Genomic DNA, 16,262 nt, shown 5'->3' with positions numbered 1-16,262 from the left:
CTACAAGTCCGGGTTGAGGTTTACTCAGCCCGGTCAGTTTTTTTATTGTGATGGGCCACATCACCACATACTTAGAAAGGTGTACGAGCCATGGAAAAGGTACCTATGACGCCGGCAGGTTATACGATGCTCGTTAAAGAGCTTAAGCTTCGTACAACCGAAAATCGCCCGCGCATTATTGCCGCAATTTCCGAAGCCCGTGCTCACGGCGATCTTTCCGAAAACGCTGAATACCACGCGGCGAAGGAACATCAGAGCCTGAACGAAGGCCGCATTAAGCATCTCGAAGCACTGCAGAGTCTTGCAGAGATTATCGACCTCACCAAGCTGAGCGGCGATACTGTTAAGTTTGGTGCAACTGTTTCCCTCATAGACGAAGATACCGAGGCGGAAAAGAAATACATGATCGTTGGCGACATCGAAGCTGACGTGAAACAAGGCCGTATTTCGCTTTCCTCTCCGATTGCACGCGCACTCATCGGTAAATCCGTAGGAGACAGCGTTGAAGTTGCTGCTCCGGGCGGAGCACGCGGATATGAAATCACCAAGGTGGAATTCGTTTAATCCGCCTTCAAGCAGGGGCGCTAAGGATGCAAATCCGACGAGGTAAAGATTCTCGCAAACTGCACTAATCTTTGAAATGCCTCTGCGTCAAACAATATGCGAAATCAAGAAATGCCGCCGTGAGCGGCATTTCTTATGTGCGCTACATGTTTTATCCACTAAATACATATCAGATAGTCGAATTCTCAATAAGTTAACGAGCAAACTGAGGAATATCGGAATCCCCGTGGGAAACTCGCACATATCCTAACCTCCAAAACTCAAATTCAATCACAACCCAGGATTATCCACAGACGCCTGAGTGTATATCAAAAATTGAATCTAACTAAATCTACCTAGTATTAATATTTGTAATTGCAAAACATCTCGACAGATACACGGGACATTTGCTGCCACGACCACTAAAAATTCACAGGGTCTCACGAGCCAGCTCGATTTCTTTAAAATCGACAGCCAGACCATTTCAACACTTTCAGGTCTTTGGCCTATTATTGAGGGCCACCTACCGGCTATTTTAAGTGATTTTTATGCCCATATCGAGCGTGATCCTGACTTGAAGAAGAAGGTTTCCGGCAAAATTAATGGTTTAAAATCCGCACAGTCCAACCACTGGAAAGCTCTTTTCCTAAGCGGTTTCGACGAGGACTACATCTCTCGCGTTGATAAAATTGGCCGGGCCCACGTACACACCGACCTAGAGCCAGATTGGTATATCGGTGGTTATGCCTTTATTTTGGAGGAACTCACCAAAGTCCTTTCCAGAAAAATGCGCTTCTCTACCCGTCGTCTGACACGCAGCCTCATCGCAATGCAAAAAGCTGCCCTGTTCGACATGGGTCAGGCCGTCTCAGCCTATCATCGCCATCACACTGAAGAACGTGACCAACGCACGTCCCAACTTGAAGGCGCAATCAACCAATTCGAGCAACTTATCGGCCAACGTATTGAGCATGTCGATAAAGCTGGCTCTCGTGTTGAGAACTCCGCTCTCACCCTGCGTAAAGCCTCCCAGCAAAGTAAACTGGCAGCCGAAGCAGCAAGTCAGTCTGCGGACTATACAGCCGCTGACGTGCAATCCGGAGCAGCTGCCGTTGAAGAAATGTCCGCAAATGTTTCCGAGATTGGCACACAGGTCAACCGCTCAGCGGAAACAGCCCGCTCTGTATCCAAAGACGCAGAGCAAACGAACAACACCGTTCTTGGCCTGCAAACAGCGACCAACGAAATTGGCGCTGTAACCGAACTCATCAGCGCAATCGCTGAGCAGACCAACCTTCTTGCACTCAACGCCACCATTGAGGCGGCCCGCGCTGGCGAAGCTGGTCGCGGCTTTGCGGTTGTAGCAAGTGAGGTGAAGGACCTTGCCAGCCAAACCGGTCAGGCAACGGATGAGATTGCATCCAAGATCAGCGCAATTCAAAGCGAAACCCGCCGGTGTGTGGAGGAGATCTCCGCGATTTCACTGAAGATCGAAGAAGTCAGCTCAACAGCAACCACCATCGCAGATGCGGTCGAGCAGCAAGGGCTGGCAACCAACGAAATCTCCTCAAGCATTCAGTCGGCCTCACAAAATGCCAAGGGTGTCACGGACGAACTCACCAACATTCTGGCAACAGCACAGCAATCAGAGCAGGCTGTTGCAACAGCAGCTACAGCCGCAAATGAGCTAAACCAGCAGAGCGAAGCAATGTCCGGGGAGATCTCTCAATTCTTCTCCAGCATCCGCAATATCTAACTCTGCCCCCAAAGAACGAGCAGCATGACCAGAAAAGGCCTTCCAACGCGGAGGCCTTTTGCATGTCTGATCCCACCGAAAAGCAATTTACCCTCAAAGGCCCCTTGAGAACATCACTCACGAAATCAATGAACTGACGTCACTGTACAAGCTGACAAGCAAATTGGCTCCCCATCTCAGATCGATTTACAGGCGTTTGCTCAAGAGGGTTTTCATGTCTATCACTTTTAAACTTTTCGATGAAACTGGACTTTCCGAAAAATCAGCTTGCGTTTGGGTTGCCGGGTGGATCAACGGCGGCTCCTTTGATGCCTTCAAAGTATTGGACGCAGAGCAATTCTCCAGACCAAGCGCAACAACGCCGCCCTCATCAGTCCCCTTCCAAAAACTCTCTGATGTAAGTCAGGTCATCTTATCCGATGTCACCAACGGAGATGATCGGCTGCTATTTGTTGTGTCAACGGCAGAACCTGACGCCCTGACAACCACAAACAACAATCCAATTCAGTTTACCCAATACCCCTTTGCCAACGTACCTAGCATCGCCTCACCCGGCCCGTTTGACGTGTTCGAATTTGGGTTGAATGCCCAGCTCAATCTCACCGCGGTAAGCGGCTTTGGACTAAATCTACGGTTCACAGTTCAAGATGAACCCCTACAGGAATATGGAGTGCGCAGCGATGTATCCCGCGCCCAAATTGCAAAAGCCTTTGAGAAATTTATAAGGAACGAAGCAAAGAGCGACATCCGAGTTCTTGCATTCAAAGACCTCCTTTATTCTGCCCCTCTCACCCCCGGCGGCTACCAACCACCAGTGATTGACGACCAATTCTTTGCGATCTGTGATCCCAATGATTGGCTGGCTTCAAGCTCAGGCAATTATCAGGGTACAACCAACGATCCACTATCGACATATTGGGATGAAACACTCGCCGAGTTCTTCAAACTCGGAAACAGGTTGAGCATCAATTTGGGGTCAAGTGCAGCACTTCGGCTGTATGAAGGCTCTTGCAAGATGCTCACGCACCCCACAACAAATGCGGGGACACTTGGCTTCAGCCTGTCCGGCCCGCAGGGAACCTATCAATACTTCAAACCAGAATCCGGCCTTCAAAGCAGCCAGTATGTTTTCCAACAATCCTTCGGGGCGGGTTTAACACCAGCTGGCCCCGCAGATGATGCTGGCCTCCTTCAAGATTGCATTTGGGAAGCACTGTGCCGTGGTGTCGCTCAAAATGGAGTACAAGAAGCCTCGGAAACGACCAGTCTAAACGCCGGGTTCAGTACCGAAAAGTGGAATGACTGGACCCAGTGGTACAAGGCAGGGAAAATCTGTCACTCCTATTCTAAGTTCCTGCACTACAGCGATGTTGACGGAACCGACTCCCGCCTCTCCGGCAAACCTTCGATATTCCTGAGGAACGCAGTCTACGGCTTCAGCATGGATGAGAACCCAATTGGTCCTTACGATGGACCGGAGGTCCCGTCCAAAACGCGCAGTAACATCAGCTCTGGTACTGTTAATATCACCGTCGGAGCGTGGAACTGATCAAGTTGAGCTAATATCAGCAAAATACACCCCACAAACAAAAACGGCCTTCCAGTACGAAGGCCGTTTGCATATTCAGTGATGTGCTGAGAGGTATTAGAATTACTCAGGCTTATCAATCGGCACATTCGGCTCATCTTTAATGCGACGAATGGTCAGTGCTGTGCGTACATGGTCCACATTATTTGTGGAGGTAACATCGCGGATGATAAAGTTTTGGAAGGACTCCAGATCTTTAGCAGTACAACGCATGATGAAATCAACTTCACCTGATACCATGTAGCTCTCACGAACCAATGGCCACTCTTTAACCTGAGCCTCAAACGCAACGAGATCGGCTTCTGTCTGGTTATGTAAACCAACCATAACAAAAGCGGTTACTTCATAGCCCAGCTGCTTTTCATCGAGTAGAGTACGGTATCCACGAATGAGTCCAGCTTCTTCGAGGGCTCGAACCCTGCGCAAACATGGAGGTGCAGAAATCCCTACGCGGCGGGCCAGCTCCACATTGGTGATGCGGCCATTCCCCTGCAACTCCTTCAAAATTTGCCAGTCGATCGAATCCAGACGCGCTTTCAAGCTCGTCTCCTTTGCTTGTCCTATTGGATTAACAGTTAACCTGTCTTACAACACTGCCTAAAACATGAAGTTAGGCAAAATGCTAGTTTATTGCTCATTGGCGACAGACTATATCAACAATTTGCATTTTGCAGACACTTCCCGAAAGCTGGGGATCAAAATGTCACAAAACCTGTGGGTTTTAACAGATGGCAAAATCGGAGACGTAGCGCAATGCATCGGCGTAGCCGAAGCCTTGGGAATGCCCTACGAAATACGAGTAGTTGCCCCCCGTAAGTTTTTTACTTTTGCGATGCCTTGGGGCCCAATAGACCCTAAAGATTCACCGCACAAGCCAGAAAGCCCACTTGCCCCCCCGTATCCTGCTGTCGCGATAGCCTCTGGCCGCAGAGCGGTGCCCTACTTACGCGCCTTAAAGTGGCTTTCCAAGGGCAAGACCTTTACAGTTTTCCTAAAGGATCCAAAGATTAACAGTAAATTTGCAGATATTGTTTGGGCACCGGATCATGACGCCATAAATGGCAAAAATATCGTAACAACACTTACGTCACCGCATCGATTTTCCGCGCAGAAACTGCAAGCTGCCAGACAGAATCCATTTCCTGAGATCGCGGCCCTATCAAAGCCAAGAGCAGCAGTGCTCATTGGCGGTAATTCTCAGCATCATCAATTCACAGCAGACGACATTACCTCTCTTCTGGGCGGCTTGAAGGATTTAGCGCAAACACACGCATTAATGATCACCTGCTCTCGTCGGACCCCGCGCGACCTTGCAACTGCACTTCACGATCTTGGCAAGTCAGATGAGCATATGTTCTGGAACGGGGAAGGCGAAAACCCGATCATCCAGTACCTAGCCAACGCTGAAATTGTTGTAGTTACAACAGACTCTACCAACATGGTGGGAGAGGCTGCCGCGACCGGAAAACCCATTTACGGCTTCCGTCCAACCGGTACTCACAAAAAGTTTGACTACTTTTTATCAAAAATGCAGGCCTTGGGAGTACTTCATCCCTTTCCCGGCGCCATATTAGCACCTACTTACGAACCCATAGACGCTACACCGGATATTGCAGATGCCATATCCAAAGCGATTGAACAAAAGCGAGCGAACGGATAGAACCCCCACTAACAAAGCGGTGAGACTATCCAACTGCGCACGAAATTTGAGGTTCTAGGGAAATGACTGTTAAGCACACCAAACTATTGATCGTAGGGTCCGGTCCTGCAGGTTACACCGCCGCTATTTATGGTGCCCGCGCAATGCTGGAACCACTTTTGGTCACCGGTGTGCAGGCAGGCGGTCAGCTGACCATCACAACCGACGTGGAAAACTACCCAGGCTTCGCCGATCCAATTCAGGGCCCGTGGCTCGTGGAAGAGATGCGCAAGCAGGCAGAGAACGTCGGTACCAAGATTGTTTACGACACAATTCTGGAAGCTGACCTCTCCAAGCACCCTTTTGAGCTCAAAGGTGACAGCGGAACTCTCTACACTGCCGATGCACTCGTGATTGCAACTGGGGCACAGGCAAAATGGCTAGGCCTTCCATCTGAGGAAAAGTATCAGGCAGGCGGCGTTTCCGCATGTGCAACATGTGATGGTTTCTTCTACCGTGGCAAAGAAGTGTTCGTCATCGGCGGCGGCAACACCGCTGTTGAAGAAGCCCTCTACCTTGCCAACCTCGCAAGCAAAGTGACGCTGGTTCACCGCCGCGATGCCCTTCGTTCCGAAAAGATCCTTCAGGACCGCCTGTTCAAGAACGAAAAGATCAACGTCATCTGGGACAGTCAGGTCGAAGAAATTCTCGGCACTGAAAGCCCAGCTGTTGTAAATGGCATCCGTTTGAAGAACCGTAAGACTGGCAAAACCTCTGAATACCCAACTGATGGTGTATTCATTGCAATTGGTCATGCTCCAGCAGTTGATCTTGTCAAAGATCAAGTGAAAATGAAAGATTCCGGTTACATCTGGACAGAGGCTGATTCAACTCAGACTTCTATCCCGGGTGTTTACGCTGCGGGCGACGTGACAGACGAACATTACCGTCAGGCTGTAACAGCTGCCGGAATGGGCTGCATGGCAGCTTTGGAAGCAGAGCGCTACCTTGCCGCAGTAGCAACAACAAGCGAAGCAGCTGAATAAACAGCTGTAAGAACAGGGGGAAAGACGAATGCCAGGGCGTTCTTTAGATTGGGACAAGCTGCGAATTTTTCACGCAGCTGCACAGGCAGGAAGCTTTACCCACGCAGGCGAAGCACTCAACATGAGTCAGTCGGCAGTAAGCCGGCAGGTAAGTGCGCTGGAAGCTGAGCTGGGTGTTCCCCTGTTCCACAGGCATGCACGCGGGCTGATACCAACGGAACAGGGCGAGCTCCTGTACCGGACAGCCCGTGAAGTTCTGCTAAAACTTGAAACTGTTCAGTCTCGCCTGACTGACTCCAAGGAAAAGCCAAGTGGCACATTGCGGGTGACCACCACCGTCGGCCTGGGCTCCACATGGCTCACACAGCGCGTCAACGAGTTTGTAGACCTTTATCCGGAAATGCAGCTGGAAATCATCTGTAAGGATGATGAGCTTGATCTAGGTATGCGCGAGGCCGATGTTGCGATCCGTCTACGCCAGCCCACCCAGCCAGACCTCATCCAGCGCAAGCTCTTCACCGTGCACTTCCACGTTTACGCCTCCCCGAAGTACATCGAGCGGTTTGGAAGCCCGAGCACTATTGAAGATTTAGACCATCACCGCCTCATCACCATTGGCGAAAACATGGCCAATTACCTGCGTGCCATGAACTGGCTCGCGACGGCTGGCCTGCCCAATGGCGAAAGGCGCGATGTCTCTTTGAGGGTGAACAACCTGTCCGGCATCAAGAAAGCTGTACAAACCGGTGTCGGCATCGCCATTCTGCCAGACTACATGGTGGAACCGAGTGCAGGTATCAAACAGGTAATGTCTGTCACACAGGAAGAGCTGCCAAGCTTTGACACTTACTTCGTTTATCCATCCGAGCTGAAGAATACGGCCCGCGTTACGGCCTTCAGAGATTTTCTCGTTTCCTACGCTGAACGCTGGACGCACTAGAGCTGAACGATCTTCAACCAAGCAGTCGCTTATGAGGCCTTCCCTAACTACTCGGATAACTCAGAAAAACGCTCTTCTGTTTTGCACTGCAAAAACTAGAATTACTTTGAAAGACACAAGGCCCTTCAGTCATGCTGTGGGGCTAGTTTTTCAAGTCGACTATCCCAAAATGACAATATCTTCCGTAGAGTTACCTACCCGATAGTTGTCAGATCCTGCAGGAAAACACCGCGGGAATATAGACCCCCTCAGAATGCATAGCTGCAATGCAAAAATTCACTATTGCTAGAACCGTGCTGCACTGCATATATACACGTGCTGTTGATCAGTTGTTGTCACACCTCTCCTCCCAGTGACATCGACACATGATCAGCTGTTCCCCTCTGGAAGGTGATTACACCCATTAGGTGCTTTATCATTCATCACTTCTAAACCGGACCTTTGGTCCGGTTTTTTTTTGCCCAAAGCCCAACGGCCCTAGCGGCCTTAACGCTTAATCAGGTGAGATAATGCATGAAGCACACCTATACCGGAGACAAACATACCCTCCGCCCGCACATCCAAGGCCGGAGCCTCTCTAGTTTTCACAAAAACACGCGTTCATTTTGAGAACCAGAAAGCGGCAAACCAGAGCTGCACAACATCTGACCTATAGTCGCCTAATTTTTGAGCAGATAAAACAATCAACTATTTGGAAAGCACGCAGAGACAGGCGGATTCACCAGGCTATTTCGCATGGCAACAGGTAGAAAACCCGTCAAAAACAGGGAATTGGCAGACATAGGAATTCAGTAGTTCCCGCAGGTTTTCCATAAATTAACTATAAATATCACTGGTAATTCTTCAAACAATGATATTTCACCAACTCTAATCAATGAAATTACAAACCCACATTCATCCGTTACTTATCGAATCATACCTATTGGTAAATATCTGAGGTAGTGGATGTGAATGACCTGAAAAAAGCAGTTTACACTCTCGTTGCCTGCGCACTTTTCGCAGCCTATGGCGAGATTTCGCATGCAATCGGCGAGGCTGACAGAGCGGAGCACTTGAGTACGCAAATCACGCTCCACATTCCGGCAAAATAAAAAACGGCCCGCCTCTTCATTTATTGACGAGGCCGGACCGTTTTTAGCTTTTCCACAACAAACAGAAAGTTATCCTTTCTGTCTGCTCTTGCACAAACCTACAACTCCAAGAAAGCACCAGGCGTTTTCTGGAAAGAACGCCTTTAAGTCCGCTTCAAGGCTTATCTGTAGAGGTTTTGCCCTTTTACATTTTTATAAAGATGCGCGACCTGTTTCTCATAACCATTGTACAGCTGCGTCGGAACGCGCTCATCCGTACCCAGCAAACGCTCGCTCGCCTGAGACCAACGTGCATGTGGCACGTCAGGGTTCACGTTAGCCCAGAAGCCATATTCACTCGGCCCGATTGTTTCCCAGAACCCAACAGGGCGCTGGTCAGTCAACGTGATTTTCACAATCGACTTGATGGACTTGAAGCCATATTTCCATGGCAATACAAGACGAATTGGCGCGCCATACTGCTTCAGCAGCGGCTTGCCATAGATACCTGTCGCAATAAACGCCATTTCGTTCATTGCCTCATCCATAGTCACACCTTCAACGTAAGGCCATGGATACCAGAACTGACGCTGCCCACTGGCCACATCAGAATCCTGGAAGGTCTCAAAGCGCACATACTTTGCGCCGCTCTGCGGACCTGCATACTTCACCAGCTCAGACAGCGGAAACCCGGTCCACGGCACAGCCATTGCCCATGCTTCTACGCAGCGATGACGGTACAGGCGTTCCTGCAGCGGCATTTTGCGGACCAGATCATCAAAGTCGATGGTCTGCGGGTTGTCGACCATACCATCAATGGTGATCGCCCATGGACGAATATTCAGAGCCTGAGCAGCACCAGAAATGCGCTTGTGGGAGCCAAACTCATAGAAGTTATTATAAACGGACGTCACGCTTTCAGGCGTAATTGCGCGCTTCAGCGTGAACTCTGCGTTTTGCTTGGCTGGATAAAGACCCAATGTTGGATCTTTGCTGTCCTGCGCAAAGGCACTGTTCATCATTGCCGGACCGCCTGCTGCCAGACCAAGACCAACAGCTCCAAGGCCCTTCATAAACCTGCGGCGGTTAAAGAAAACCTCCTCAGAGGTTGCTTCCCTTTCAGGAATAATCCACTCAGGCCTATGAATAATGTTCATTCTGCCTACTCCCGGCAATTTAGGGGTTCGATATAAACTAATAGTATTGACCTACGACTTAGCGGCGAAACCCCTTAAACTTCAAGTAAACCCCACGTGATATTGCGCGTGATCACATTTGCTCTGCCTAGCAAAAAGCCCAGGACGTAAATCCCGGGCTCCTGCAATTTATGCAGTCAACGCTAAGCTGATCACGCTGGCGTCATAGACGCGCCTTCAATCACCTTGTCCGCCGCCTTGCCAGACAGTTCAGCCAGATGGTCGAATTTCCGAGAGAAAGTGGCAACACCAGCAGTCGCAGACCGAAGCTCAACAATGAGATCACTCAGTTCGCTTTCCGGTATCATGGCCTCAACTTCATCCCAGCCATCCCAATCATCACGTGAGTCAAATCCAAGGATCTGACCGCGGCGACTGGAAACAATCGCGTTAATGCGGGCTGTCGTATCGGATGGGCAGGCCACCGTCACCTTATCGACAGGTTCTAGAAGAACCGGCTTACACTCCTTCAATCCATCACGCATAGCCAGAATGCCAGCCATACGGAAAGCTTGATCAGAGCTGTCGACAGAATGGTAAGACCCATCTTTCAACGTCACAGCTACATCAACAACAGGGAATCCAAGCGGCCCTTTCTCCAGCGCCTCCTTTACGCCGTCACCAACAGATGGAATGTACTGCTTCGGCACCACACCACCGGTGATCGTGTCACGGAAAACATGTCCCTCACCGCGCGGCATTGGCTGAATAGCCAGCACCACGTCGCCGAACTGACCGTGACCACCGCTTTGTTTTTTATGACGTCCGCGCAATTCCGACGTTCCGCGAATGGTTTCCTTATAAGGAATACGAGGCTCGAAGCTGCTGACAGCAAGCCCATAGCGGCCAGTTAGCTTCTCAAGAGCAACCCGAAGGTGCATCTCGCCCTGCCCTTCCAAAATAGTCTCACCCGTGCTCTGCACGTGCGTCACAGTCAGGGAAGGATCTTCATCTACGAGTTTGGAAAGAGCTGTCGAGAGCCTCACCTCATCCTTACGCTCAGCAACCTGAATGCCTCTGGAAAACACGGGGTCCGGGCTTTCGATATTGAACAGAGACGTCTTCGGCTTTGCACCAACTCCCAATGTGGCACCGGTTTCGATTTCATCCAGTTTACCCAGAGCCACCAGATCACCAGCCTTAGCACCAGTTACTTTCTTCGGTTGCAAACCCTGCATGTGGAACAAGCCAGAAGGGCGATATTCATCACCGGAGGCGTCCACCAGAATGGCACCTTCCTTCAGTTGTCCACCAAACAAACGCGCAACTGAAAGTTTGCCGCCATGAGACGTATGGAATGTTTTGAGAACCTGAAGAACAGCATCCTTCTCATCAAGACCAAGACGTTTTCGCGTTTCAACCACATCTGGCGCTTCATGGCGCAGGCACTTCAAAAGGCGGCGAATGCCGTTGCCCTTGTGCGCACTGCCAATGAAGACCGGGCAAATTTCACCGCGCTGCATTTCCAGCACCAGATCATCAAAGACAACGTCATTCTCAGGAGCTTCATCTTCCAGCAGCTGCTCCATCAAAACGTCATCATGGTCTGCGAGCATTTCCATCATGGCATACCGCGCTTCTACCTCACGGGCGCGCTCATCATCAGGAATTTCAATGGTCTTACTGGTTTCTCCATCCTGATAAACAAAGGCTCGTTCCAGCGCCAGATCAATGAAACCTGAGGTAACACCGTCTTTCCAGATCGGAATTTGCCGCAGAACCAGCGGTACACTCGATGCAGGCTGCAAAGCCTGAAGCGTTGCACGCACACTGCCTGTCGCTTTGTCGATTTTGTTGAGGAAGAGAACGCGCGGAATGCCCCGTTGTTCCAGCGCTTTCAAGATGAGTTGGAGAGCGGCTGTTTTCTTTTCATCAGGCTCAGCAACCACAACGGCAATATCCACACCGTTTAGAACGCTATTGCCTTCATGAAGAAATTCAACAGACCCTGGGCAGTCAATGAATGTAAAGTGATCGCCCTTATAGGTGCAGGTGGCAATGTTCGTTTCCACGCTCATGCCATGTTCTCGCGCTTCATCGCCGCTGTCTCCCAGCGAGCTTTTCGCGTCTACACTTCCCTGTCGTCCTATAGCCCCCGTTCGCGCAAGTAGAGCCTCTAGCAGTGTGGTCTTGCCACTCGCAAAAGGTCCAATAATGGCAACCGAACGAGGGCTGCTAACCCTGCCTCCGGAAACTCCAACATGCTTGTCTCCCATGATCCATACTCCCTGTTTGGGTTGGGAAGCAGGCACGGGCGTTTGCGCCGCGGGCGGCGCAAAATCACACGCGCCTTCCGGATAAATACTTGAATCCGGATAAGTATGGTCGCGCGGAACCACTGTGATATGCAAGTGCCAAAACGAAGGCGGACTGGACCGTGACAGTCCGTCGCACAATATAAACCGGCAGGTTTCAAGGGTATCAAGAGGTTAGAATTCCCAATACCCCCGATAATTCGTGGGTTACAGTCTATCCAGACGCAGACCTGTTACGCCGGCTGTAATGTTCGCACCGGTCTGTCCTTGCAGACTCAACGGCTGCAACGCGATGGAGCGGTTAAACCCACCCAGCAGAACATTGGCCTGTACCCCGGCACCAAGTGTGACACCGGCTGAAACACCCCCATATTTGCCAGCGAGAACGCCCGGCTTAAGGTTAGCCTTCGGAGCCAGAACACCCCATACCAGAGTGCCGGAGGTCACCGGACCGATATCAATGCCGTAATTGTTGATCCTGCCCGTGTACCCTTCAATGCGCTTACCGCTTGGGGATTTAAACACGCAGGACAATTCGTGGGAGGAACCAATAATAAAGTTTGTCCCGGCAACCAGATTACAAGTCAGGAGGCCAACTTCGACACCCGGACGATCCTTCCCTGTTTCAACAGGAGGTGGTGGAGGCGCAGGTTTATCCGCTGAATAGACAGAGGTGCTGAGACCAAATACAGCAACAGCAGCTAAGGCGAGGCATTTTCTCATTATTATTCTCCAGTGCGCAGCCATTAAGTCATCTTAGCTATGGGAATATAAACAATGAGATCTGTCAAAGAGATGCTCAAATCACGGTGAACAGAGCGCTTAGTCAGATTAGGATTTTTATATAGTGATATCTGTTAGAATACGTGATGACGGGATTCACCGAAATGCCCCTTAAATCCGTAAGCAGAGGCTCTTTCAACTCTCCGTATTAACGTTAAGTTTTTATGAAGGCTTCACGCGCTCTATTCTAAAAGCGCAACACAACGAATACGTTACAGACACAAAAACGATTCCTCAGCCAAAGCTTGCAAATATTGGCAGAGCGGAAACCCTTTATTAACCATAGATGTTAAGCTTAACGATTTGACCCATAATGGGACGTTTAGGAACAATGTTTTAAATAAAACACGAAACTCTGCGCTCAGAAACTGAGTACGGAGAATCAGCAATGCGCTCTCATTTGAAAACAACTTTGCTCGGCGTAACTGGTGCAATTATCATTGCAACTCTTCCAGCAGTCACGCAAGCAGCCCCAATCAACACCCGCATTACAGCCGCATTTGGCGCGCTGGAAGGCAAACTGCTTGGCATCGCGACGGGAACAGTCGCATTTGGTCAAGGCCCCGGTTTTGCGTCCCAATTTGACGTATCCGCAGGCGGCACGAAAGATTACGGGCTTTATTCCGCGACAGGCCGCATGGGCTTCCGTCGTCAGGATTATAACTACTTCGGCGTTGTAGCATCTGCCTCCCAGATCAACGGCAGCGCTGGATCCATAGGCTACTTGGGCGCTGAAACTCAGCTCCACTTCGACAATCTGTCTTTGGATGGCTTAGTCGGCGTTCAAATGATTGACGACAACGGCGCTCTCATGGGCGGCGTTACAGCGTCTTATTACGCAAGCGAAAACGCACGCTTTTACGCGGGTTATCGCTATCTGCGCGAAAACCACATCTACGCAATGGGCATGGAATTCCGTGCAGACAGTCAGGCAGCAAATGGCTTGACCATGTTTGCAGACCTGCGCTCCGAAAGACTTGAGGATGCAGCTGTCATGGCTGGTGTTCGCTTCTCCTTCGCTGATGCACAGACATTGGTTGAAGAAAACCGCAGCACATTCTTCAACACCAGCTATTTGCTGGAAGAGCTTTTGCCAGACTAAAAGCCTCTCGCTGAAACACCAACAAAAAAGGCGCTGCGATATGCAGCGCCTTTTTTGTTTTACAAACTCATCAACTCACTTCAAGTTTCCGCAGAAACGCTGAATACGAGTACAAGCTTCGGTCAAAGCCTCAGTGGAGGTCGCATAGGAAACCCGGAAGTTTGGACCAAGCCCAAATGCGGACCCCGGAACAACTGCAACACCCTCAGTTTCCAAAAGCTCACCAGCAAAATCCAGATCGGTTTCAATCACCTTACCAGATGGAGCCGTCTTACCGATTGTCGCTGCACAGGATGGGAACACGTAAAACGCACCCTCTGGAACAGGACACTCAAGGCCAGATGCCTGATTGAGCATGGAAATAACCAGATCACGACGGTCCTTGAAGACCTTGTTGTTCACTGGAATAAAGTCCTGCGTTCCATTCAGCGCTTCAACGGCAGCTGCCTGAGAAATGGAGCATGGGTTGGATGTAGACTGAGACTGGATCTTCGCCATAGCTTTGATCAGCTCTACCGGACCACCAGCATACCCAATACGCCAACCTGTCATGGAGTACGCTTTGGACACACCATTCACAGTCAGCGTACGCTCATAAAGCTTAGGCTCGACCTGTGCAGGAGTGGTGAATTCAAAGTCGTCATAGACGAGATGCTCGTACATGTCGTCAGACATCACCCAGACATGCGGATGTTTCAGCAACACGTCAGTCAGAGCTTTCAGCTCAACGCGCGTGTAGCCAGCGCCTGACGGGTTGGATGGAGAGTTGAAGATCAGCCATTTTGTTTTAGGCGTAATCGCAGCTTCCAGCGCTTCTGGGGTAATCTTGAAGGTCTTCTTGTCCGCATCAATGGTGACAGGCTCGCCGCCAGCCAGCAGAACCATATCCGGGTAAGAAACCCAGTAAGGTGTTGGGATCAGAACTTCGTCGCCTGGATTGATCGTCGCAACCAATGCGTTGTACAGCACCTGCTTACCGCCGGTTCCAACGGTAATCTGGTTGACCTCATAGGTCAAACCATTGTCACGCAGAAACTTGGCACTGATTGCCTGCTTCAACTCTGGCGTGCCATCAACGGCAGTGTACTTTGTCTTGCCAGCGTTGATTGCTGCAATTGCAGCTTCTTTGATGTTGTCTGGTGTATCAAAATCAGGTTCACCAGCCCCAAGTCCAATCACATCACGGCCAGCAGCCTTGAGTTCACGGGCCTTGTTGGTCACTGCGATTGTTGCAGAAGGTTTTACACGTGAAAGTGCGTCTGCGATAAAGCCCATACTGCCCTCCATGGAAACACTGCGAAATACGCAAAATTTAGCGGATGGACCCTAGGCTTCTCCCCGTTACTTGGCAAGCTTAAACACTGTTTTTTGCCTGCTAATATTTCGCAGGATGCTGCAGAATTTTTCAAATATTGCTCTCCAAGTTTATCAAGGTGGCATGTGACGCTGGGTCTCTTGTTTTCCTTTGCCTTTCCCGCTAAGCACCCAAGCATTCTTTGACCAGCAAAAAATGCGGGCGAAACCTTTGGGCAAGACCACGACAACCATGAAAACCCTCTACTATCGGCTCATGCGCAATCAGTTTATTCGGTTTGGAATGGTTGGCGGCTCCGGTCTTATTGTAGACCTGCTGACCCTCGCCTTCTTTATTCAGGTGGTTGGGCTCGACCCGTTCATTTCCCGTGTGCTGTCCATCTGGGTTGCCATGACCAACAATTGGTTCTGGAATCGAATCTTCACCTTTAAATCCGCTGGAAGCCCATTCTCGGAGTATCTACGCTTTGTGGCAGTCAACAGCGTGGGTGCAGTCATCAATTATGGCACCTACAGCGCGCTCGTCGGGTTCCTCGATGGTTTCTCAGCTTATCTTGCAGTGATCCTGGCAACGCTTGTGTCTATGACATTCAACTTCGTGCTCTCCAAAATTTACGCGTTCAAAGCATGAAGAATACTCCCGAAAGACGAGGGTGGTTTTCTCAGAAAGACCTTCACGAAAAGTGAGGGATTCAGCAGGCTTAAAACGATCTGATTGAAGGCAAATAAGGCCGTGCTGACAGAGCGAAATAACACCCTGCCAACACGGAGCACTCAGGTCCGCCAGCACCTAGAAATTTAAGAGAATTTGCTATTAGTTTTGCCCTTGAATCAAATTCTACTCTTAGGTGCAGCGCACAAACAACCCCTACCGTAGCGGTATATATTGTTTTTTTAACCATATAAAACTGATAGGTTCTGCTCTGTAGAATTACTTACTGTAACTTTCAGCAGCTAACTAACCCTCATTTAACCAATTCCCTTTTCTTTTCTATATCTTAAGCCCCCCATAACGCAGCTTCCCTCCATA

General features: G+C 50.1%; 13 protein-coding genes. 8 read left to right on the top strand and 5 right to left on the bottom strand.

The genetic code is table 11. The features are described from left to right. Positions 1-90: 90 nt before the first annotated feature. The 3 genes from greA (at position 91) to BLS62_RS23455 (ending at position 3,848) form a co-directional block, all read left to right on the top strand. Positions 91-564: a transcription elongation factor GreA gene (gene greA / locus BLS62_RS23465; RefSeq protein WP_093186986.1), complete on the top strand. Its 474-nt coding sequence runs from the start codon at positions 91-93 to the stop codon at positions 562-564. Between the two features lie 340 nt (positions 565-904). Then, on the top strand, positions 905-2,299 hold the full coding sequence (locus tag BLS62_RS23460; protein WP_348271873.1) for a methyl-accepting chemotaxis protein: 1,395 nt from the start codon (positions 905-907) through the stop codon (positions 2,297-2,299). A gap of 214 nt (positions 2,300-2,513) precedes the next feature. Continuing rightward, positions 2,514-3,848, top strand: a complete 1,335-nt coding sequence (locus tag BLS62_RS23455; RefSeq protein ID WP_093186982.1) for a hypothetical protein — start codon at positions 2,514-2,516, stop codon at positions 3,846-3,848. 102 nt (positions 3,849-3,950) lie between these two features. On the opposite strand, the gene BLS62_RS23450 is transcribed toward BLS62_RS23455, so the two are convergent. Next, a complete protein-coding gene (locus BLS62_RS23450) occupies positions 3,951-4,427 on the bottom strand; it encodes an Lrp/AsnC family transcriptional regulator (RefSeq protein ID WP_093186980.1) in 477 nt (158 codons plus the stop codon). Positions 4,428-4,587: 160 nt separating this feature from the next. Here BLS62_RS23450 and BLS62_RS23445 point away from each other — a divergent pair, with 160 nt between their 5' ends. From BLS62_RS23445 to BLS62_RS23435, 3 genes are all read left to right on the top strand, one after another. Next, a complete protein-coding gene (locus BLS62_RS23445) occupies positions 4,588-5,547 on the top strand; it encodes a mitochondrial fission ELM1 family protein (protein WP_093189493.1) in 960 nt (319 codons plus the stop codon). Between the two features lie 62 nt (positions 5,548-5,609). After that, complete coding sequence (trxB, locus tag BLS62_RS23440; protein ID WP_093186977.1) at positions 5,610-6,572, top strand: thioredoxin-disulfide reductase; 963 nt, start codon at positions 5,610-5,612, stop codon at positions 6,570-6,572. Positions 6,573-6,600: 28 nt separating this feature from the next. Continuing rightward, on the top strand, positions 6,601-7,512 hold the full coding sequence (locus BLS62_RS23435; RefSeq protein WP_093186973.1) for a LysR family transcriptional regulator: 912 nt from the start codon (positions 6,601-6,603) through the stop codon (positions 7,510-7,512). A 1,252-nt stretch (positions 7,513-8,764) separates the two neighbouring features. On the opposite strand, the gene msrP is transcribed toward BLS62_RS23435, so the two are convergent. The 3 genes from msrP to BLS62_RS23420 all read right to left on the bottom strand — a co-directional run bounded on the left by msrP (position 8,765) and on the right by BLS62_RS23420 (position 12,756). After that, positions 8,765-9,739 carry a protein-methionine-sulfoxide reductase catalytic subunit MsrP gene (gene msrP, locus BLS62_RS23430; RefSeq protein ID WP_093186971.1) on the bottom strand — a complete coding sequence of 325 codons (975 nt, stop codon included), beginning with the start codon at positions 9,737-9,739 and terminating at the stop codon, positions 8,765-8,767. A 191-nt stretch (positions 9,740-9,930) separates the two neighbouring features. Continuing rightward, the gene (locus BLS62_RS23425; protein WP_093186968.1) at positions 9,931-11,994 is read right to left on the bottom strand and encodes an elongation factor G; all 2,064 of its coding nucleotides are present in this window, start codon (positions 11,992-11,994) and stop codon (positions 9,931-9,933) included. Between the two features lie 246 nt (positions 11,995-12,240). Continuing rightward, complete coding sequence (locus BLS62_RS23420; protein ID WP_093186965.1) at positions 12,241-12,756, bottom strand: DUF992 domain-containing protein; 516 nt, start codon at positions 12,754-12,756, stop codon at positions 12,241-12,243. 448 nt (positions 12,757-13,204) lie between these two features. Between BLS62_RS23420 and BLS62_RS23415 the strand changes: the two genes are divergently transcribed. Further along, positions 13,205-13,918, top strand: a complete 714-nt coding sequence (locus BLS62_RS23415; protein ID WP_093186963.1) for a hypothetical protein — start codon at positions 13,205-13,207, stop codon at positions 13,916-13,918. 75 nt (positions 13,919-13,993) lie between these two features. On the opposite strand, the gene BLS62_RS23410 is transcribed toward BLS62_RS23415, so the two are convergent. After that, entirely contained in the window at positions 13,994-15,193 is a 1,200-nt protein-coding gene (locus BLS62_RS23410; protein ID WP_093186961.1) for a pyridoxal phosphate-dependent aminotransferase, read from the bottom strand. A 250-nt stretch (positions 15,194-15,443) separates the two neighbouring features. Here BLS62_RS23410 and BLS62_RS23405 point away from each other — a divergent pair, with 250 nt between their 5' ends. Next, entirely contained in the window at positions 15,444-15,863 is a 420-nt protein-coding gene (locus BLS62_RS23405) for a GtrA family protein (protein WP_208991056.1), read from the top strand. Positions 15,864-16,262 lie beyond the last annotated feature (399 nt).

Origin of the sequence: Pseudovibrio sp. Tun.PSC04-5.I4 (genome assembly GCF_900104145.1) — a bacterium.
Lineage (GTDB): Bacteria > Pseudomonadota > Alphaproteobacteria > Rhizobiales > Stappiaceae > Pseudovibrio.
The sequence above is the reverse complement of the archived record's forward strand: the minus strand, read 5'-3'. Positions and strand labels throughout refer to the sequence as shown.